The following is a 20,576-nucleotide window of genomic DNA, read 5'->3' as shown; positions in this document are numbered from 1 at the left end:
ATTTTGTGCGCCGCACCACCACTCCTCACTCCTGACTCCCTACTTTATTTCTTTCCCAAATCATCGCAAATAGCATATAATGATACTATGTAATAAAATTCTTTCAATGAAACAGGTGACACTATGGATAAAACGAGACAGGTGAACGTGGGTGGCGTGGCTGTCGGTGGCGGAGCTCCGGTGGCCATCCAGTCCATGAGTACATTCAGTCCCATAGACACGGAATACGCAGCGGCCCAGATCAATGCCCTCCATAAAGCGGGAGCGGACATTGTGCGGGTAGCAGTACCGGACAGAAAGGCAGTGGAGGCCCTTGGGGATCTTCGGCGGCTGGTGGACGTACCCCTTGTGGCGGACATCCACTTTGATTACCGTCTGGCCCTGACTGCTATGGAACAGGGCATCGACGCTCTCCGCATCAATCCGGGAAACATCGGGAAACGGGAAAATGTGGTGAAGGTGGTGGATATGGCCAAAGAAAAACATATCCCCATCCGCATTGGCATCAATGCGGGATCCCTGCCCATGGAGATTCTGGACCGCTACGGCGGTCATCCGACGGCAGAGGGCATGGTGGAAGGCGCTATGACCCATGTGAAGATCCTGGAGGAAGAAGGGTTCCATGATATCGTGATTTCTGTGAAATCCACCGATGTCCCCATGATGGTGAAAGCAAACCGACTGCTCCATGAGAAAGTCAATTACCCCCTTCACCTGGGCGTCACAGAAGCGGGCACCCTGTACAGGGGAACTATTAAGTCCGCCATCGGCATCGGCTCCCTGCTTTTGGACGGCATTGGTGATACTATAAGAGTATCTCTGACAGACGACCCCTTGAAAGAAGTGAAGGCGGCCAAAGAAATTCTGAGCTCCGTGGGCATTGCCCAGTACGGTCCGGTCCTTGTTTCCTGCCCTACCTGCGGCAGGACCCAGGTGGACCTCATTGACATGGCCCGGGAAGTGGAAGAAAAGATACAGAAATTCAAGAAGCCTATCCGGGTGGCCGTCATGGGCTGCGCCGTGAATGGGCCCGGAGAAGCCAGGGAAGCGGATTTCGGTATTGCCGGCGGCAAAGGCAGCGGCCTTCTTTTCCGGAAGGGAAAGGTCATCCGCAGCGTCCCGGAAGCAGAGCTGATTGACGCGCTCATGGAAGAAATTGAAAAATTTGAGAATGAAGGAGAATCATTATAATGTTAGCATCCAGATTATACAGCCCGACCCTTAGAGAATTACCTTCCGATGCGGTGGTAATGAGCCATAAGTACATGCTGAAGGCAGGGATGATGAGAAAAATCGCCAACGGCACCTATGCCTACCTGCCCCTGGCTTTCCGCTCCATCCAGAAAGTAGAAAAAATCATCCGGGAGGAAATCAATAAGACCGGTGCCCAGGAAATCCTGATGCCCATTGTGCAGCCTGCGGAAATCTGGCAGAAAACCGGCCGCTGGGCTGTATACGGAGAAGAAATGTTCAAGCTGAAGGACCGCCATGGTCGGGACTACTGCCTGGCGCCTACCCATGAAGAACTGGTAACCACCCTGATCCAGATGGATACCACCTCCTACAAGCAGCTCCCTGTTTCCGTATACCAGATCCAGAATAAATACAGAGATGAAAAACGTCCCCGGTTCGGCCTCATGAGAAGCCGGGAATTCATTATGAAAGATGGCTACACCTTCGATGCTGACCAGGAAGGCCTGGATAAGCAGTACAAGCTCATGTACGATGCATACACTCGCATTTTTACCCGGTGCGGCCTGAAATTCCGCCCTGTCATTGCAGATTCCGGCGCCATCGGCGGCAACGCATCCCATGAATTCGAAGTCCTTGCGGACTCCGGGGAAGCAGATATCGTATATTGCAAGCACTGCGACTTCGCTGCCAATATTGAAGCCGTAGAACCGAATACCATTTCCTGTGATATCAAAAATGACAAAGAAAAGGAAATCGTAGAAACCCCAGGGCAGCACACCATTGAAATGGTATGCAATTTCCTCCATGCCCCCATTAAACAGTCTGTGAAGGCTGTGGTTTATAAACTGGACGATAAAGTGGTTCTCGCCATGGTCCGCGGCGACCATGAAGTGAATGAAGTACGGCTCCAGAACATTTACGGCGCCATCAACGTAGGCATGGCTACTGACGAAGACCTGGAGAAGGTAGGTCTTACTGCCGGCTACATCAGCCCCATCGGCCTCAAGAGGACAAAGGACTTTGACATCATCTGCGATGCCACGGTCATGGAAATGCAGGATGCCTGCTGTGGTGCCAACGAAAAGGATAAGCACTACATCCACGTGAACCCGAAGAGAGACTTTGGAGACGTCCGGGTGGACACCATTCGACAGATCGATGCCAACGACGTATGCCCTGAATGCGGCGGCGAAATCGTCCTTACCAAAGGCATCGAAGTGGGCCAGGTCTTCAAACTGGGTACCAAGTACAGTGAAAAGTTGGGAGCTACCTATCTGGACAGCAACGGAAAATCCCACCCCATGGTCATGGGCTGCTACGGCATCGGCGTCACAAGAACCGTGGCTGCTTCCATTGAACAGAACCACGACGACGACGGAATTATCTGGCCCGTTGCCATTGCGCCCTATGAAGTTGTCATCGTTCCTGCCAACAACAAGAGCGAAGAAGTCATGGGAGCGGCAAAGAAACTCTATGACGAAATGGAAGACAAGGCAGACGAAGTGGTGCTGGATGACCGGAACGAACGGGCAGGTATCAAGTTCAAAGATGCCGACCTCATCGGCTACCCTGTCCGCGTGACCATCGGCAAGAAATGGCAGCAGACAGGAAATGTGGAAATCCGCCTCCGCCGCACCGGCGAAGTCATCGAAGTGCCCCTGGAAGAATGCCATGACAAAGTTATGGAAATCCTGAAAGAACTGCACGAGAAGAATATGTAATAAAAAGTGGCTGAGGGGAGATGAAATCGAGGTCGAGACCGAGATCGAGAGCAATGGCGGCGAAGCCGCTGGGCCTCAATTCTCTTAACTCAATTCTTAAATCTATCCCCAATCATGCAGGCCCTTGGAGATGGAAGTGCTACGGCCGGGCTCTAAGGTGCTCGCTTAGTGTGCAGGAACGGCTCGCAAAAGAGCCCGGCTTGGGCATCCTCTGCAGGATGCCCACAGAGGACTTCCAAGTTTGGCCTGAAATATAAAAGGCGCTTAGCCTGCCCATAAAAGCGCCTTCCTTTTTGGCCAAACGGTCCGCGGCAAAGCCGCAGGATGGATCTGCCTCGGAGAGGCGGTAACTGCGTAGCCGTTGTTCCAAGCCTGTGAATGGTTCGTAAGGGTTGTGGCTTTCACGTCGCTGCGCTCGCCAACCGGGTGGAGCGCTTCGCTTAAAAGGAAGGGAGACCTTATATAACGCCGTCTCCGGCGGCTTGCATCTAATCGCTTACCGTATCCTATCTGTTGACGGCATCCGTATATCATCATCTCGAGCGGTGGCAGGCATGGTAATATCTGAGCCGTTAAGAATCGCTACAGCTTCGATGAGTCGAGAGATCTATCAGATAGTTGACCCTGACGGTGTTACAAAGAAAGCGTTGAGAAGGCCGCAGCCCTGCCGCAGGCTGACTTTCGGTAAGCTGTAAGCGGATAGCTGTAGGCAGAAAAATAAATAATCCGCTGCGCCATATAATTTGAGCGCCGCACCACCACTCCTCATTCCTGACTCCTAACTTTTCCCATTTCACTTTTGGCGTCATTTTGGTCATCCTTCATCCACCATCAGGAGGTACCCATGGAAGACAAAGAACTGGAAGTCCTGCGGGATTCGATCCGCAATATCGATAAAGATATGGCTGCCCTTTTCGAAAAGCGGCTGGCCCTGTCCCGGTCCATTGCCCAGCGGAAGCTGGCGGCGGAGATTCCGATTTTTGACGGAGAAAGGGAAAAGAAGAATATTGAAGCCCTTTCTTCCCTGATTGAAGAAGTATCCCTCCGTCCGGATTTTATCCGCTGGTATCGGATGCTCATGGACATCAGCAAGAAAGTACAGACCGAGTTCATACAGGGAGTAAAGAAATGACAGAAGAACTGCATGGCACCGTCAGAAAAATTATTTTTTCCAGCGATGATGGCAGGTTCTGTGTATTTCTCTTTGAAAATAAAGAAACCGGGAAGATTGCCACCGCTGCCTACAGGGGTAGTGCGCCCTATGGCGGTCAGAGTCTTCTCCTTCGGGGATGCTGGAATCGGCATCCCCGTTTTGGCATGCAGTTTAAATGCGACAGCATCGAAAATGTGAAACCCGACGGAATTGAGGAAACCAAACAGTTCCTGGCTTCCGGCCTCATCGATGGTATCGGACCTTCCATGGCAGAGCGGATTGTGGACCACTTCGGTAAGAAGACGCTGGATATTTTCGAGCACAACATCGACGCCCTGACCGAAGTATCGGGCATCGGGGCAAAGATACTGGAGAAAATCAAAGCTTCCTATGCAGAAATCGCCGGGCAGCAGGAGCTTATTCTCTTTCTCCAGTCCCTGGGTATTCCGGACCACTTCGCCCTGGAAATCCGGAAATTTTATGGCGACGATGCGGAAGACGTGCTTCTCCATGATCCCTATCGTATGATTTCTGAAATTCCTGGCCTGGGCTTTCGGCAGGTGGACCGCATGGCCCTGGCCAAGGGTGTGGCCCCGGACGATGAAGACCGGATTGACGAAGGCATCGAGTACATGCTCTCCCTCGCCTTGGGGCAGGGACATGCCTGCGCCCCAGCCAGGTCTGTGTACCGGAATACGGCCCTTGCCGTGGGGGTGTCGGAGGACCTCGTTCGGAGGGCGGGGGAAGAGGCGGTGGCTGCCGGTATCCTCCCTTCTCTTGTAGTCGGGGAAGAACGGTACCTCTACCTCCTTCCTCTCTATGAAGCGGAGACAGAAGCTGCAGGCCGGGTGAAAAGTCTGCTTTCCGCGGAAAAACTGGGAAATCCGAAACTGGCTATCGAAAAATTTGAACGGGAAAACGGGATTTCCATGGCTGAGGAGCAGAAGGAAGCGGTGGTGAAGGCCATGGAGTCGGGACTTCTTGTTATTACCGGCGGTCCGGGTACCGGGAAAACAACCATCGTTCGGGCCATCATCACTGCTGCCCTCCAAAACCAGCTGAAAGTCCGTCTCATGGCTCCCACCGGACGGGCAGCGAAAAGGCTGTCCCTGGCCAGCGGCGTGGAGGCGGACACCATTCATAAAGCCCTGGAAGCAGAAATGCATGATGGCGGCAGCACCTTCTTCAATAAGAATGAATCAGACCAGCTCAGTGAAGACCTCATCATCGTGGACGAAGCATCGATGATGGACATTTCCCTGTTCCATCATCTCCTCTCCGCCCTGAAACCATTGGCTCGGCTTATTCTGGTGGGGGACGTAGACCAGCTGCCTCCGGTGGGCCCCGGCTCTCCGCTCCGGGACCTGATCCGGTGGGGTAAAGTGCCGGTGGTGCGGCTCCTCCATATTTTCCGGCAGGAAGAGGGGAGCGGTATCATTGAGAATGCGGCCCGCATCCGGGATGGAGCTCCCTGCATTCCCGATGAAAGAGAGGATTTCACCATTTACTATGCTCAGTCCGAGCAGGATGCCTTTGAGCGGGTCATGGACCTCTGCGATGGTTTCGACTACGGCAGTGAAAAAATGAAAATGGCCATGCAGGTTCTTTCCCCCATGTACAAAGGCCTCTGCGGAGTGGACCATCTGAACCATGCCATCCAGGAACGGATCCACCAGTGTTCCATCCCTGAAGGGCCTTCCCATTTCATGGTGGGGGACAAAGTGATGCAGAAGAAAAATGATTACGAAAAGGGCATCTACAATGGGGACCTTGGAATCGTGTGGTCCGTAGAAAAAAATAAAGTTTTCGTCCGGTTTGACGGGAAAGATGTTTCCTTTGAAGGCGACGAACGGGCCAGTCTCCAGCTGGCTTACGCCACCACAGTCCACAAAAGCCAGGGGAGCGAATACGATACAGTGATCCTTATTCTCCTGCCCACCCAGAACATTATGCTGCAAAGGAACCTGCTCTACACCGGTGTCACCAGGGCCAGTATGTGTCAAGGTTTTCTCGGTACTTTATTTGACAGTCGATGTTATCAGGTTTCCCAGCCTCTGCTTTCTCAATAAATCTGTATCGCTTTAGCAAGCTGGCCCATCGGAGTTGAAGTCGCTCCGTATACGCCTATACGGCCTTCCAGGCACCCGGGACGGTAATTCCGTGCGTTCCTGTGCCATTTAGCGTCCCTGGCGGCTTTGCGGTTCGTTTTTACGGCTGCTACGACCGCCTTATGCATCTGCCGGTCCATCTTCTTGTAGGCTTTGCCTGCAGCACAGTAAATCAGGGCTTTTTCCAAAGTGTCATTCTGGGTAGCAGTAATCAGCGTGCCTATTGAATCCATACCTATCCTGCACCAGCTGCGCCCCTGCTTTTTCAGACGGTAGCTATAGCGTCGGTGGTCGCTTTCAGCTGCCCCCAGGTGGATATCGGTTCGGATTCCGCGCTCCCGGATGCCCGGGATATAGTCGGCGTTGCGGCTCAGATAGTCTGCCAGTCTCCGTACCTGCTCGGCCTGTTCTTCTGTTTCTGCGTAGCTGGCAGCCGTATCCAGATATGGCTTCATATCTGTGATGACATTTCTGCTCTTATTCAGTTCAAGCACGAATTTATCGATGAATCCACGTGGGCAGAAGCTGAGGCGGGTCCGCACTTTCTCATTCACATGGTATCTGTCCCGGAAATGGTAATGTGTCTTGCATCCCTCGACAATATTGTCGAAGTCATCGAAATTATATCCTGCTCCGCCATCCCCGTTGGAAAGTACTGTAATCTCGCTCAGATTGTACCGGCCATGCACCCACACCTTGACGAGTTCAAACAGCCTTTTCCTATCCGTTCCAGAGAAGCAGTGGTACCCTGTCAGTCTCGAACGTTTTCCATTCTTCTCGACGCCCTCATAGACCTGGATTCGGTGAAGTTCTATGTTCTGGCCGCCTTTGGTATCGGTGACGGGGTCCGCCTGCTGCTTCATTACAATCCCATCGCCCTCAATAGCCAGCAGCCCGTCCTCCGGTACTCTCTTCTCGGCCTGCTCCATGGCTGCATCTGCTGCTTCGTATTTTCTAACCATTTGGGCGGCAGTGCGGCTGAGATTTGAAACTGTCTGATGTGAAATATCCGTCTGGGTCAGAGTTTTCACGATATGGCTCACATTACGGAACTGGGTAACCTGGGCAGCCTGGGCAATGCGCAGAATCACTCCCATGCTATAGTGACGGGAAGGCAGAAATCCAAATTTCTTATCTAATGGGTAAAATCCCTGCTTTCCGGCCATCTCCAGCCGCCTCCGCTTGTAGGTGACAGGACCAAACAGGCAGTATATGGTTCTGGAATCCCGCCGGGAAATCCGCCACCCCTGAGGCTTGTAGACCCTCTCATACAGCTCCCCATCGATCATTTCGAAGGCCGTCGCCACAAGAAGGCCAAAGAGTTCCGTGAAGAGGTGCCAGAGAACCTGCTCCATGGCCAGTGAATCCTTGGAGTCCTTGATACTCTTGAGAATTTCCTCCTGAATAAAAGGTTTGAAAAGTTCGATATTCTCTGATAAAATGCTCATTGGGAAGAGTCCTTTCTTTTGATTTGTTGCAAGGAAATTATAACATTTCCATCAAAGGGGACTCTTCCCTTTTCTATCCAGCAGGGGAGAAATCCTCTACCGAGAAACATTTTACACTAAGCCAGGGCCAAGAAAAGGACGATTCTCATTTCTACCGAAGATGCCATCGATAGAGCCGTATCCCGGGGAGATATGAAAAATCGGTATACCCTTTTCCTGCCTCTCCTCAAAGGGGAAGTGAAAGAGTAAGGATTAGGGTTCACAGAAAACAGAGAACTCGCAGGAGAGTCATGAATACATAACTTGCGGTATAGAGGAACAGTTATTTCCGCTTTTCAATTTTCCGCCGAAAGGAGGCTTCCATGGGACTTTTTGAGGATCTCATCGATATCATCTACCCCTCTACCTGCCCGGGCTGCGGGAAAGTCATGGAATCCGGCGGCCTCTGGTGTGAAGACTGTCTCAAACATCTTTGGGACCCCCGGTTGATCAATTCTTCTAACACCGGCCATCTCAAAGGCTGCTATACCCTCTGCCGCTATGAAGGGGGAATTCGGGAGTGTATCATCGGTCTCAAATACAGCAGCCGAAAAGAGAAAAAGCGGGCCTTCCCGCCGCTTTTGGATCGGTTTCCTTACTGGGATAGAATGGGTTCCTTTGATTATGTCATTCCCGTGCCCCTGTCTAAACAGAAAATGGAAAAAAGAGGGTACAACCAGGTGGACCTGATGTTTGAAGACTGGATGGAAAGGCATCATAAAAGTTATATGAAAAATGGTCTTGTCCGAATCCGCAGTGCCGAGACCCAGTCCCTTCTTTCCCGGACGGAACGATTTGAAAATATCAAAGGTCTTTTCCATATTCAAAAAGGTCTTTCCATTACCGGAAAAACCATCCTCATAGTGGATGATGTGTATACCACCGGGGCTACTATGGAATCCTGTGCCCACGAACTCATGCGGGCAGGGGCTGGAAAAGTCATGGGTCTCACCATAGCCAGCGGGGCAACATAATGGTTATGAAATTTACGGGCTAACAGCCAGAGAACGGTGTACTTTTCACTTACAACAGCAAAATAGTAAATGAATGGGAATGGTTTTAATTGTTGGCTTTTAAAAAATCATTTAAACAACTGAATCTTACTATTTATTGAACCATATAATCCTGTTGGCTCTTTCGAGAAAAGGACAGTGGGTCTTTACGGTTGCGAATACAGAGGGTGGCGTCTGCAAAAATACAATTGGACAAGTAAGGTGACATGTGTAATGGCTTTGTTTTTGGACATAGTCCTGCAAAGGGATATGTCCATTTTTAATTTCTTCTCATGGTTTGGAGCAAAAATTTTTGACTCGTGGTACAATAAAGCCAAATACTTTCGAATTTTATATGCTTTTGAAATGAGGGATTGCAATGAATACATGGAAAAAAGCGGGACTGGCAGCTGCTGTACTGGCAGCTGCAGCAGTTATGCCGGCAGAAGCAGCAGAAGTTTCACAGACTGCTGTCTTATCCGGTACTGTAACATCGGTGGTGGCAGAAAATACGCCGGTGAAGGAAGGAGAGGTACTGGCTACGGTAGATTCTCTGGTAGGGCCGGTGCCTGCTGCCCGGGCTGATTCTGATGGCGTGGTGACGAAAGTCCTCGTAGTAAAGGGACAGAAGATTACAAAACAGGATGTCGTAGCGGTTATTGAGACAAAATAAGGAGATTTCATGTTTGCAATTTCTAAGGGTAAACTGAAAAAGATGGTGTTGTCCCTCTGTCTGGCAGTGGGGTGTGTGTCTCCGGTCATGGCTGCCCAGGATTTCCTTCCTGTTTCCGAGGTACAGGAAGGGATGCATGGATATGCCAAGACCGTAGTCCATGGTACAAAGATTGATACTTTTAATGTAGACGTACTTGGTATTATGAAACACAAAGGAGCCACCGGAGGAGATCTGGTGCTTGTTAAGGTATCGGGGCCTCTCATAGATGAGACTAACGGTATTGCCCAGGGCATGAGCGGAAGCCCGGTTTATATCAACGGCAAACTGCTGGGGGCTATTGCTTACGGCTTTCCCCAGTCCAATGGACGCATCGGCATGGTAACCCCCATTTCCGATATGCTTCGTCTTTGGACTATTGACAACACTAAAAGTGAGGCAGGAGGAACAGTAGACAATAAGGATCTGATTCCTCTGTCCACGCCGCTCATGGCTTCCGGCTATACGCCGGCGGGAATGGAATTTCTTGCGGATAAAATGAAAGATTTCCACATGGTCCCCTATGCTGCTGTCTCCAATGGTTCCGATGAAATACCGCGGCCCCTGGAGGCTGGTGGTTCCGTATCTGCTACCCTTGTGACGGGGGACCTGAAACTGGGGGCTATCGGTACGGTGACCTATGTGGATGGGGACCATATGGTGGCTTTTGGACATCCTTTCATGGATAAAGGAAGCAGCAGTTATTTCATGCATAACTCCTATATTTTCACCGTAGTGCCCAGCCATAATATTCCCTTTAAACTGGGAAGCGTGGGTGCGGAAATCGGGGAAGTGAATGAAGACCGGGGAACCGGTATCAGCGGTCTTTCCGGAAAGGTACCGGAATCTGTACGTCTCCATTCCACCGTTACCGATGAAGACACGGGCCACGTGGGTAGCCTCAACGTCCGGATGATCCGGAATGAACAGATGCTGCCCATGCTTTCAGTTACTTCCGTCTACAATAATATGAGCAACGTGCTGGATCGTAGCGGAAAAGGAACTGTATCTTTCTCTTACACCCTGTTCCCTGAGGACATGAAGAAGAGACCTTTCACCCGGACCAACATGTACTGGTCTTCCAAGGATATAGCAGAACGCAGCGTGGATGAAATGTACAATGTCATCCGTATTCTGGAGCAGAACCGGTTCGAACCCTATACGCTTCGGGATATTTCAGTGGACATGAAGGTTACAGGAGAAAGGAAGACAGCCCAGCTCCTGGATGCTGCGGCTTCTCCTACGGTGGTGAGCCCGGGAGATACCATTTATGTGCGGGCAAGGCTTGCTCCCTATCGGGGCGATGTGTTCTACAAGGATCTGGCATTCACCGTACCGAAAGACCAGCCCTATGGAGATATGATTCTGGAGGTTCGCGGTGGCGGTGTAGTGCCCCTTCCTTACCTTATCCAGCAGCAGAAATTCAATCTCACCGACGAAATTCTCCAGCGTCTGCGCACGTACAAGGACTTCGACGATCTCTTTGACAAGCTGGAAAAGGAAGATAAGAATAACCAGGTGGTGGTGGAAATCCTGGATCCCAATGTCAGCATGATAGCCAAAGACGAGGATAACGGGGTGAAGGCGGAAATCCAGGACAAGCGTCCGTCCAATTCTCCTGATTATCTGAAGGATAAGAGCAAGAGTGAAAAGGCGGGAGACAAAGAAGAAGATACACCAAAGAGCAGCGTAGATACGGATTACGTGGTTTATGGGGACGGACAGTTTACATTCAAAGTTATGGCTCCGGCAGACCGGGACCGGGCACTGAAGAAACTGGCGAAAACCAATAAGCAGCTCATGGCAGAAATGAAGAATGAAGGGAAGGAGTCTATTTCCGGCGGCCAGGGCAAGAAAGATGATGGCACCGGAAAAAAGGATGAAAACAAGCCGGATAATAAGAAAACAGCGGACGTTGTGTACAGTTCTTCCTATTATCCGCTGTGATTCGATGACCATATGGTCATCTCAGGTGGATGGGACTAGGGGTTGTGGGTGAACGTCGCTTTGCTTGTTCACCGGGTTGTGGCTTCAACATCGCTACGCTCGTTGAAGCGGGGGCATAAGGTTCATCAGATGCTTTCCTGCAAGAATTCTAAGCCGACTTTATCGGTGTTATAAATAAGGGGTTTCCTTTTAAGCTCGGCGTCTCACCTGGTTGGCAAACGTCAGCGATGCCAATCCACAACCCTTAAAACCATACAGCACCATGGGGCGGCAGCCTTGGATCACCGTAACATCGGCTGATTTCCTTAATCTCGATCTTATATCCGATTCAACCGTAGTATATTTACCTGTATGTGTAGTATTTGTAATATTGCATTCCGAAAGGAGGGAAGACCATGGAATTTCTGGAATCTTTGGGAAGGCAGACACTTTCCATATTTCACCAGCTGGGAGCGGTGATTCTGCTCCTTTTCCAGGCGGTGAAAGAGATTTCCGCCATTCGTGGCAGGGAGACATTCCATCAGTGCCTTTCTCTTGGGGTACTGTCTTTTCCCATCGTGGCGCTGACCCTCCTGTTTACGGGTATGGTTCTTTCCGTGCAGATTGCGGGAGAACTGACGAAGTACGGTGCTGATTTTACCGTAGGCGGTATCGTGGCCATCGGCATCGGACGGGAACTGGGCCCTGTGCTTTGCGGCGTAGTACTGGCCGGTCGGGTAGGAGCTGCGATTACGGCGGAAATCGGAACCATGCGGGTGACGGAACAGATTGATGCACTTCGCTGCATGGCTGTAAGTCCGGTGGGGTACCTCGTGGTACCCCGGCTCGTAGCGTGCATGTGCATGCTTCCCATTCTTGATGTATTCGGTGTGACCATTGGCGTGGGAGGCGGCATGATTGTGGCATCCCTGTCCCATGGCGTTTCTTCTTATGTATTTCTCCATTCTATCCATACATTCTGCGTGCCTTCGGACCTCTACATCGGCGTGTTTAAGTCCGTCATATTCGGCATGATCGTTGCCCTTGTAGGCTGCGACCGGGGCATGACCTGCACCGCCGGTGCTGAAGGGGTCGGCAAAGCCACCACCCAGTCCGTGGTGTATTCCATTATCATGCTTTTTGCAGCTAATTATCTTTTGTCGTCCATTCTATTCTGAGGAGTCCTATGATAGATATCAGGCATGTGTACCAGACATTCGGTACGAGACGGATACTGAATGACGTGAGCCTTACCGTAGGGGACGGGGAAACCATGGTCATTCTCGGAGCTTCGGGCAGCGGGAAATCGACGCTTCTGAAACTCATTATCGGGCTCCTTCGGCCCACGTCCGGCGAGGTCATGGTGGATGGTAAGGATATGGCAAAGCTTTCAGAAAAGGAACTGAACAGGGAGCGGCGGCACATGGGGTTTGTATTCCAGTATTCCGCTCTCTTCGATTCCATGAATGTGAAGGAAAATGTGGCTTTTGGTCTCCGGATGCATACGAAATTTCCGGAGGAGGAAATCGATCGGATTGTAAAGGAGAAGCTTCACCTGGTGGGATTGGATGGCATTGAAAACCTGATGCCTGCCAATCTGTCCGGTGGCATGAAAAAACGGGTAAGCCTGGCCAGGGCCATTGCCCTGGAACCCCAAATCATTCTATATGATGAGCCTACGGCGGGGCTGGACCCTATCCGTTCCACCGATATCAGTCTCCTCATCAAGCATACACAGAAAGTCATGCATGCCACCAGCGTGGTGGTGACCCATGATCTCCGTTCAGCGGATATGATTGCAGACAGAATGGCTTTTCTTTATAAAGGCTCCTTTCTGGCTATAGGAAAGCCGGAAGATTTGTATCGTTCCACGGATCCCCGGGTCCGTCAGTTTATGGAAGGGGAACCGTCGGATCCTGATTTTCTGAAAGAAGGTGATGCCCTGTGAAATGGTCTACAGAAGCGAAGGTAGGGGCTTTTTCCCTTTTGGGGATTATTGTTTTTGCTGCCATTATTATTGAACTCAGTAACGTGGTGCTCTTCGGTAAGAGCGGTTTCCATGTAACAGGCTATTTTAAAGAAGCTGAGGGCATCGAACCGGGCAATCCTATTCACTACGCCGGCGTGGAAGTGGGCATGGTGGATAAGATTTCCGTGGAAAATGGGGAAGCTGTGCTGAACCTTCGGTTCTATAAAGATGCAAAAGTACCGAAGGATGCGGATTTTTCCATTCAGACCTCCAGCGTTATGGGAGGCCGGTTCGTCAAGGCGGCCGGTGGGCATCAGGACCGGGGCTATTTATCCGATGGTATGACGGTGCAGGGCAAGGCAGCACCGGGCATTGACCAGGCCATGGATAAGATGGATAAGCTTATCAACTCTGCCCAGACCATGCTTGACGGCATCAATACGGTGGTAGCGGATCCGGCATCCCAGAAGAATGTAAAAAACAGTATCAGCAACTTTGATGCCGTATCCCAGAACCTGGCGATTCTCACATCCCAGGGTATACAGACTGCCAATGAAATTGAGGGCATCACGTCCCAAATTAATTCCATGCTTTACCAGCTGAACGGCGATGGAAAAGCTACGTCCGATGCCCGGCAGATTATGGATAACCTTGTTGTGGCGTCCCAAAATGCGAAGGATATTTCCAGCAATGCGAAACAGATTTCCGGAAAAATTAACGGAATAATGACCGGGAATCATGATTTTGGTGTATCTGTTTCGGGGGAATTGTTATATAATACTAAGAAGGATGAATTTTCACCGAATCTGTTTCTTCGTGTCGGCAAAGACCGGTTTGGGATTCTGGGGATTGAATCCCTGACCAATGACCCTGTATATGATGCCCTGTTTGGTAGGATGAGAGGGAATTACGGCGTCTATGCAGGAATCATGCGGAATAAGCTCGGCGGCGGCGTAAGCTATGAAGAAAACAGGTGGAAGTTTAATGCAGACCTTTTCAATCCGGATGATCTGACCATGCGGATTCGTGGAAGCTACGCTCTGGATGACAACTTCTTTATCACGGGCCAGTCTATTTTCCCACACAGCCGCAGAGGCGGAGGAGAATATATCGGTCTTGGATACAACTATTAATAAGACATCTGTCTTAGAAGGGATGAAATTTATGAATAAATATACCTACCGTATTTTGGCAGCAACTGTTGTACTGGCGCTTTCTTTAGGGGTGGGCGCCGAAGCGAAGGGCTCTGTCACAAGAACAACCACTGACCCTTCCATCACAGAAAAGGCACTGGCTGCCCAGATGAACCAGGTAAGTAAAGATAAGACCGTTAATTTCAATAACATGCTGGTCCAGAAGAACCTGTCCGATTCCCTGGGAAATGTGGCAGCACCGGAAGCATCGAACCTTGATATCGACCTTCACGGCGCCGTGACTACGGCTATCAAGAATAACCGGGATATCACCATTGCGGATCTCCAGCGGAAAGAAGCGGAAGCGGCGGTCAGCCAGGCGGCAGCAGCTAAGAATCCAAGCGTAAGTTATGGTTGGACTCGTAGCGACCACAAAGCAGCAAGTTCCCCAGTGACCAAAGTAGTAAATATTGATGGGTATCCTGTTTCTACTATTGCAGGAATGGGGCCTTCCAGTACTCATTCTTACCAGAATTCTGTAAGTGTATCCTGGCCAATTTGGACGGGTGGAGCGGTAGAAGGACAGATTGACTCTGCCAGATATCAGAAGAATGTTTCTGATGTGAATTACTATATGAAAGAAGCGGATACAAAATTATCTGCTGTGAAGGCTTACTATACATGGCTGGAAAATATCAAGCTGGCCGAAGTACAGGATCAGTCGGTAGCAGACTATGCCAGCCATCTGAATAATGTACAGCAGCAGTTTGATGCGGGCATCGTGGCCAAACTCGATGTGCTTACATCTAACGTATCTCTGGCCAATGCAAAGCAGTCCAGCATTGCGGCCCATAACGCACGGGATATGGCGGAAGCGAATCTGAAGAATATCATGCGGATTCCCATGAATACAAAGCTCAACCCATTGGATAAAGATTTTCCTGAACCGGACTTTGATATTACCATGGACCAGGCTATTCTCATGGCACAGAAGTATCGTTGGGAACTGATTGAAAAAGATTACGCTGTTAAAATAGCAAACGAAAACTTGAGAATTGCTAAAGCCGGTTATATGCCGACGATTGCTTTAGGTGGAGGATATAGCTGGAATACAGCGGGACTTTCTGGGTTTGATAAGGATGATTGGTCTGCAAAAGGAACAATTAGCTGGAATCCATGGGATGGGGGAGCTACACAGGCTAAGATCAAGTCTGCTAAGGAAGCCATCAAAGTGGCCCAAGAACAGCTTCTTCAGGCGAGAGAATCGGTGGAACTGGAAGTCCGTCAGGATTATCTGAATATTCTTGCCTATAAAGAACAGATCCGTGCTACGGAAGCATCTGTGGCACAGGCAGAAGAAGCTTACAAGATCGCTACCGTCCGTTACCAGAGCGGCGTAGGTATCAACCTGGATGTGCTGGATGCAGAACTGCAGCTCAATACAGCTCGTACCAACTACATTACGGCTCTCTATAATTACAACATTGGCCTGGCTACCCTCGAACATGCCATGGGTATTCCGGCAGTGATCCATCCGGAATTTGCAAAGGCAGGAAAGTAACAGACGGCAGACAGTTTACGGCTTACAGATATCGGCAGTCAGCTATCCGTTTTCTGTTGATTGATGATCGATGATCAGCTGCGAAGGAGTGGGTAGGATAGGGCACTATCGGAGCGAAGCTGTAGTCTTAGATCCAGGTCTAAATCTAGGCATTAAGGTCCTCCGTCCCTATTGCCTCAAATATTAAATCTATTACATACTATTGGAGAGATGACATTGAACAGTAAAGTGAAATGGTGGATCAATGGCATTGCAGGGGTTATTTTTATAATTCTCTGTGCCATTTATCTGCTCATTCGTCCTATCGTGGTACAGAATCTGGAGCCGGTCCTTCAGGAACAGGCAGGGAGTCATATCAATGGGTCCCTTTCCTGGGACGCCATGGACCTGGACCCCAGTCTGGATCTTTCTTTTACGAATCTCGTACTGAAGGATGAAAAGGGGAATGAAGTTTTGACGACCCCTTCTTTAACCGTGGGCTGGACCATGTCTTCTCTTTCCGATTATCTCATGCGCCACAAGGGCGTGGCTTCTGTGGTAAAGACGGTGACTGTGGATACCCCTGTTCTTACACTGACCCAGAAAAGTGACGGCACCTGGAATGCGGCGGATCTCATAAAGCCATCCTCCGATTCAAACAACGGCGTATTTACCGGAAAGGTTGTTATTCACGACGGTAAGGCTTCCGTGAAGACTACATCTGTGGGGGATTTTGATTTCTCTGGTCTCCAGGGCTCCTTTGCCTGGGATGCAGATTCCCATATCAAGGGGGATTTGTCCGGAACGTTCCTGGATACCTCCTTTACCGGAAATCTGAAATATACTGACAGTAACAATCTGGAAGTCAATGTAAAGACCGATCCTCTTTCTCTTTCTTCCCTGCAGCCTCTGCTGAAGCAATTCCCCCAGGTGGAGCAGAAACTAACCTTGAAAGAGGGGACAACCCAGGTGACGGATGCCAAAATCTGGAAAAGTGACGGTACCGTCGCCTACCGGGTGACCGGTTCTTTTAATCATGCTGCTCTTGGTTATGACGATTACGTTTTAACTGATGGGGCAGCTTTTTTTAATATAGAAAATGGAAATGTGGATGTCACAAAACTTTCTGCCAAAGTGAATGGCCAGAAGGTAACCGGTGAAATCCATGTGAATGCATCAGGGGATACCCCTTACTTCCGTGGACAGGCAGAACTCCATTCCCTGGATATTCCATCCCTTCTGCCGGACTATGATGCAGCCGGTACGGTGGATGGCAGTATTTCCTTTTCTGGAACCACGGACCATCCATCGGCCTCCGGTACCGTAACCCTGAAAGATGGCAGTTACCAGGGGCTCCAGGTGAAGAAGGGAGTCGTTACCTTCTCCTATACCGATGGCGCCCTCTCTGTTCCCTATCTGGAGGCTGACGCTGCCGGCGGCCATGTGCTGGGACAGGGATCCTACGATAAAAACAGTGGCGATTTCTCCCTGCAGGCGGAAGCAGACGGGGTTGATCTTGCACAGATGCCTCTTTCCACGGCTGTCAGCGGCACATTGAGCGGCTTCTGCGTAGCGGAAGGAAATTATCTGGACGGCAGTCTTACCCTCCACCGGGCTTCCGGGAACGGCGACCTATCCGGATTCTCTTATGATGGCATGTCTGCCGGTTCTTTCAGCGGTTTTGGCAGCTATACTGATGGAAACTGGAGCGTCACAGGCTATGGACAGGACCTGTCCTATAGCGGTATGACATTGGATCACGGTGCCTTCTCCCTGGATAAGGAAGGAGAGGTCATCCATATCCCCTATGCCAGCGGCCTTGTGGGAGATGGCGCCTTCTTTGTGAAAGGATTCTACAGCCATGGCGGTATGGATTTGGACGCCATGGCATCGGATATTGATCTTTCCACCTTATCCGGAATCGTTGGGGAAGATCTGGCTGGCAATGCATCCTTCAGCGGCCATGTCACGGGTACGTTAGACCATCCGGAAGGGCAGGGTGCACTTCGCGCCCGGAATGGTCATGTAAGAAATGCATCCTTTGACAGTGTCGATGGAAAGGTTTCCTTTGGAAGTGGAAATCTCAATATTGAGTCCATGAAATGGCAGGGAGCTTCCGGGAATTATGAAATCACCGGCACCATTGGTATGGCAGCGCCTCACAGCATGAACCTTTCTGTAAAGACGAATAAGACAAGGATTGAAAGCCTTCTCTCTCTGGCAGATCTTCACTATCCGGTGACCGGTTGGATGAATAATGAACTCACCCTTACCGGTACCCTGGATGACCCGGAAGTGACAGGTGACTTCTCTGCCTGGAGCGGTTCTGTCATGGGACAACTCTTCCAGAGCATTTCCGGCAGGTATACCTATAAAAACCATGAGCTTACCCTGACCGATGGTCTTGGATATATCTATGATGGCACAGTCGTGGTGAGCGGAAAGGCCGGCGAGGCCAATGGTCTTGATTTTACGGTATCCCTGACGGATATCAGTATCGAGCAGCTGCTGCCCGGCAAAGGTGTGAAGGGCATCGTATCACTGAACGGAAAAGTTTCCGATACCTTTGACAGCCCCCGCTTTGATGGCACCGCCTCTACCAGGTCCATTACCATCGGTGACAATACACTTCGGGATGTATCTACCGGTATCCATTACCGGGACAACGTGGTGAGCCTGGATGAAGGCTCTTTCCGGCAGAAACAGGGGACCTTCCTGTGGAAGGGAAGCTATAACCTTTCTGATGGTGCCCTGAGTGGTTATCTCGATTTCAATGGCTGGAACATAAAAAATATTATGACTCTCCTGAAGCAGCCCGCCGACGGCGTCGATGGCACTGTGGAAGGGGGCATGCGGATTTCGGGTACCTTGGACAATCCGAATGTTGATTTCAGGGCCCACCTCCTTGGTGGTCATCTGGGAGATGCGGTGTTGGGAGAGGGAAATATCGATTTCTCCTATATGAACAAGGCCCTTTCCATTCGTAAGTTCTATATCCCTATCGGTGATGGCGTTCTCGCTGCCCAGGGTCAGATGACCACAGACGGCAGCCTCAATATCCAGGCGGCGGCCAGGGATATGGATGTTTCCTGGATTCCCCAGGCCCTGGGGAAAAAGGACATGTCCATCGGGGGAAAGCTGACGGCAGCCCTCAATCTCTCCGGCACCCGTGACAATCCGGTGGCTGACCTGTCTGTGGGTCTGGACCATCCCCGGTATGGAGATATTACCTTTGACAATTTCTCCCTTATGGCCAATGCGTCCAATAATGTGGTGACCCTGCAGAATGCCCTGCTCCAGAGAGGTACCTATCGGGCCAGCATGAAGGGGACCATGCCGGTAAATTTCTTTACCCGCAATACGGAAGACAAGGCAGTCCCCATGGATCTGGATATCAACCTGGACCAGGCAGATATGAACATGCTGGCTCTCTTTGCAAAGCCGGTCACCTCTGCCAGCGGCCCTATCCAGGGTCATGTGAAGGTGGCCGGGAGCTGGGATAACCCCATGCTTCTGGGCGGCATTACGGTGAAGGATGGAGTCTTGACAGTGAAGACCCTGAATGAATCGGTACAGCCCATTAACCTTTCTCTGACCCTGTCCGGCTATACGGCCGCACTGGATGGCAGCGCCTCCTTTGGCGGTGGCAGCCTTACTACGAAAGGAAACCTGTCCTGGGACCATTACAAACTGGGCCAGTATAATGGGGAACTCCATATCCATACGCCTGCCATTGATGATACCTACTACAAAGGCAGTCTGGATGGGGATTTCACGCTGGGGGAAGTGGCCGGGTTTAATAAACCCGGCGTGGAAGGAACCCTGAAAATTCAGGACGCCGTCATTGATATTCCTTTTTCCCTCCTCGGCGATTCCGGGACTTCTTCCCTGGATTTCCTTACAAAAATCAATGTGCAGGTGGGTGAGAATGTACGCCTTTACAACAGTGCCCTTTATGATATGACCATTCATGGAAATATCGGTATGATGGGTCCCTTCTCGGATCCCGTCATGAGCGGGCGCGTGAACGTGGATAAGGGCACGGTAAAGATCAATACCTCCGAATTCAAAATGGACCAGGCCAATGCTGTATGGGGAGAAGAACCGGGCTCCCTCCTGCCTTCGATCCATGCCAAAGCCTTCACGAAGGTGGGGCACTATGAAATTACGGCCCAACTGGAAGGCCCGGTGGGAAATATGAAGACCACCTTCCACAGTGATCCGGCCTTGAATGATTCCCAGATTCTCATGCTGCTTACCCTGCACCAGGACCCAAACAATAAGGATAATAACGGTGCCATGGAAGGGGCTCTCTTCAATGCGGGACTCACCATGATTTTCGGCAATGGTATCCAGGATTTCCTGCAGGATAAGATCGGGCTGGACCTCATCTCCATTACTTCCAGCCTCACCGATTACTACGATAATGTGGATGATAACAACGACAGCTACTACTATATCAAGATCGGGAAATACCTGTTCAACGATTTCATGCTCACCGCCACCATGGGGATGAACAATGATGAAAAGAGCGTCGGTGCCCACTACGACCTGGACTCGCGGGTAGGGCTCTCCTCGTGGTATAATAGTAACCATGACAGTTACGTAGGGACGGACTGGAGTTTCAAATTCTAGGAGCAG

General features: G+C 50.6%; 13 protein-coding genes. 12 read left to right on the top strand and 1 reads right to left on the bottom strand.

Translation table 11 applies throughout. The annotated features are described in order from the left end of the window. Window positions 1-123: 123 nt before the first annotated feature. From ispG to ACFWUL_RS06410, 4 genes are all read left to right on the top strand, one after another. A complete protein-coding gene (gene ispG, locus ACFWUL_RS06425) occupies window positions 124-1,191 on the top strand; it encodes a flavodoxin-dependent (E)-4-hydroxy-3-methylbut-2-enyl-diphosphate synthase (RefSeq protein WP_416176751.1) in 1,068 nt (355 codons plus the stop codon). After that, a complete protein-coding gene (locus ACFWUL_RS06420; RefSeq protein ID WP_416176750.1) occupies window positions 1,191-2,915 on the top strand; it encodes a proline--tRNA ligase in 1,725 nt (574 codons plus the stop codon). Before ispG ends, ACFWUL_RS06420 begins: the two co-directional genes overlap by 1 nt. Window positions 2,916-3,759: 844 nt before the next feature. Beyond that, window positions 3,760-4,047 (top strand): chorismate mutase, encoded by a 288-nt coding sequence (locus ACFWUL_RS06415; RefSeq protein ID WP_297020238.1) that lies wholly within the window; start codon window positions 3,760-3,762, stop codon window positions 4,045-4,047. Next, window positions 4,044-6,137, top strand: a complete 2,094-nt coding sequence (locus ACFWUL_RS06410; RefSeq protein WP_416176749.1) for an ATP-dependent RecD-like DNA helicase — start codon at window positions 4,044-4,046, stop codon at window positions 6,135-6,137. The genes ACFWUL_RS06415 and ACFWUL_RS06410 overlap by 4 nt, the downstream gene beginning before the upstream one ends. On the opposite strand, the gene ACFWUL_RS06405 is transcribed toward ACFWUL_RS06410, so the two are convergent. Beyond that, window positions 6,131-7,624, bottom strand: coding sequence for an ISLre2 family transposase (locus ACFWUL_RS06405; RefSeq protein WP_416176748.1), 1,494 nt, complete (start codon window positions 7,622-7,624; stop codon window positions 6,131-6,133). The two genes, ACFWUL_RS06410 and ACFWUL_RS06405, sit on opposite strands and share 7 nt — an antisense overlap. Before the next feature lie 362 nt (window positions 7,625-7,986). On the opposite strand from ACFWUL_RS06405, the gene ACFWUL_RS06400 reads away from it, so the two are divergent. The 8 genes from ACFWUL_RS06400 (at window position 7,987) to ACFWUL_RS06365 (ending at window position 20,570) form a co-directional block, all read left to right on the top strand. After that, complete coding sequence (locus ACFWUL_RS06400) at window positions 7,987-8,637, top strand: ComF family protein (protein ID WP_416176747.1); 651 nt, start codon at window positions 7,987-7,989, stop codon at window positions 8,635-8,637. A 397-nt stretch (window positions 8,638-9,034) separates the two neighbouring features. Then, entirely contained in the window at window positions 9,035-9,328 is a 294-nt protein-coding gene (locus ACFWUL_RS06395) for a hypothetical protein (RefSeq protein ID WP_297020230.1), read from the top strand. 9 nt (window positions 9,329-9,337) lie between these two features. After that, window positions 9,338-11,314, top strand: a complete 1,977-nt coding sequence (locus ACFWUL_RS06390) for a SpoIVB peptidase S55 domain-containing protein (protein ID WP_416176746.1) — start codon at window positions 9,338-9,340, stop codon at window positions 11,312-11,314. Between the two features lie 395 nt (window positions 11,315-11,709). Next, the gene (locus ACFWUL_RS06385; RefSeq protein WP_297020224.1) at window positions 11,710-12,471 is read left to right on the top strand and encodes an MlaE family ABC transporter permease; all 762 of its coding nucleotides are present in this window, start codon (window positions 11,710-11,712) and stop codon (window positions 12,469-12,471) included. An 8-nt stretch (window positions 12,472-12,479) separates the two neighbouring features. After that, complete coding sequence (locus tag ACFWUL_RS06380; RefSeq protein ID WP_416176745.1) at window positions 12,480-13,241, top strand: ABC transporter ATP-binding protein; 762 nt, start codon at window positions 12,480-12,482, stop codon at window positions 13,239-13,241. Continuing rightward, a complete protein-coding gene (locus ACFWUL_RS06375; RefSeq protein ID WP_416176744.1) occupies window positions 13,238-14,395 on the top strand; it encodes an MlaD family protein in 1,158 nt (385 codons plus the stop codon). Before ACFWUL_RS06380 ends, ACFWUL_RS06375 begins: the two co-directional genes overlap by 4 nt. 31 nt (window positions 14,396-14,426) lie before the next feature. Beyond that, the gene (locus tag ACFWUL_RS06370; RefSeq protein ID WP_416176743.1) at window positions 14,427-15,956 is read left to right on the top strand and encodes a TolC family protein; all 1,530 of its coding nucleotides are present in this window, start codon (window positions 14,427-14,429) and stop codon (window positions 15,954-15,956) included. 216 nt (window positions 15,957-16,172) lie between these two features. Continuing rightward, window positions 16,173-20,570, top strand: a complete 4,398-nt coding sequence (locus ACFWUL_RS06365; RefSeq protein ID WP_416176742.1) for a translocation/assembly module TamB domain-containing protein — start codon at window positions 16,173-16,175, stop codon at window positions 20,568-20,570. Window positions 20,571-20,576 lie beyond the last annotated feature (6 nt).

This window comes from Dialister sp., from assembly GCF_047832375.1.
Taxonomy (GTDB): domain Bacteria; phylum Bacillota; class Negativicutes; order Veillonellales; family Dialisteraceae; genus Dialister.
This window is presented reverse-complemented; position numbering and strand designations above follow the sequence as displayed.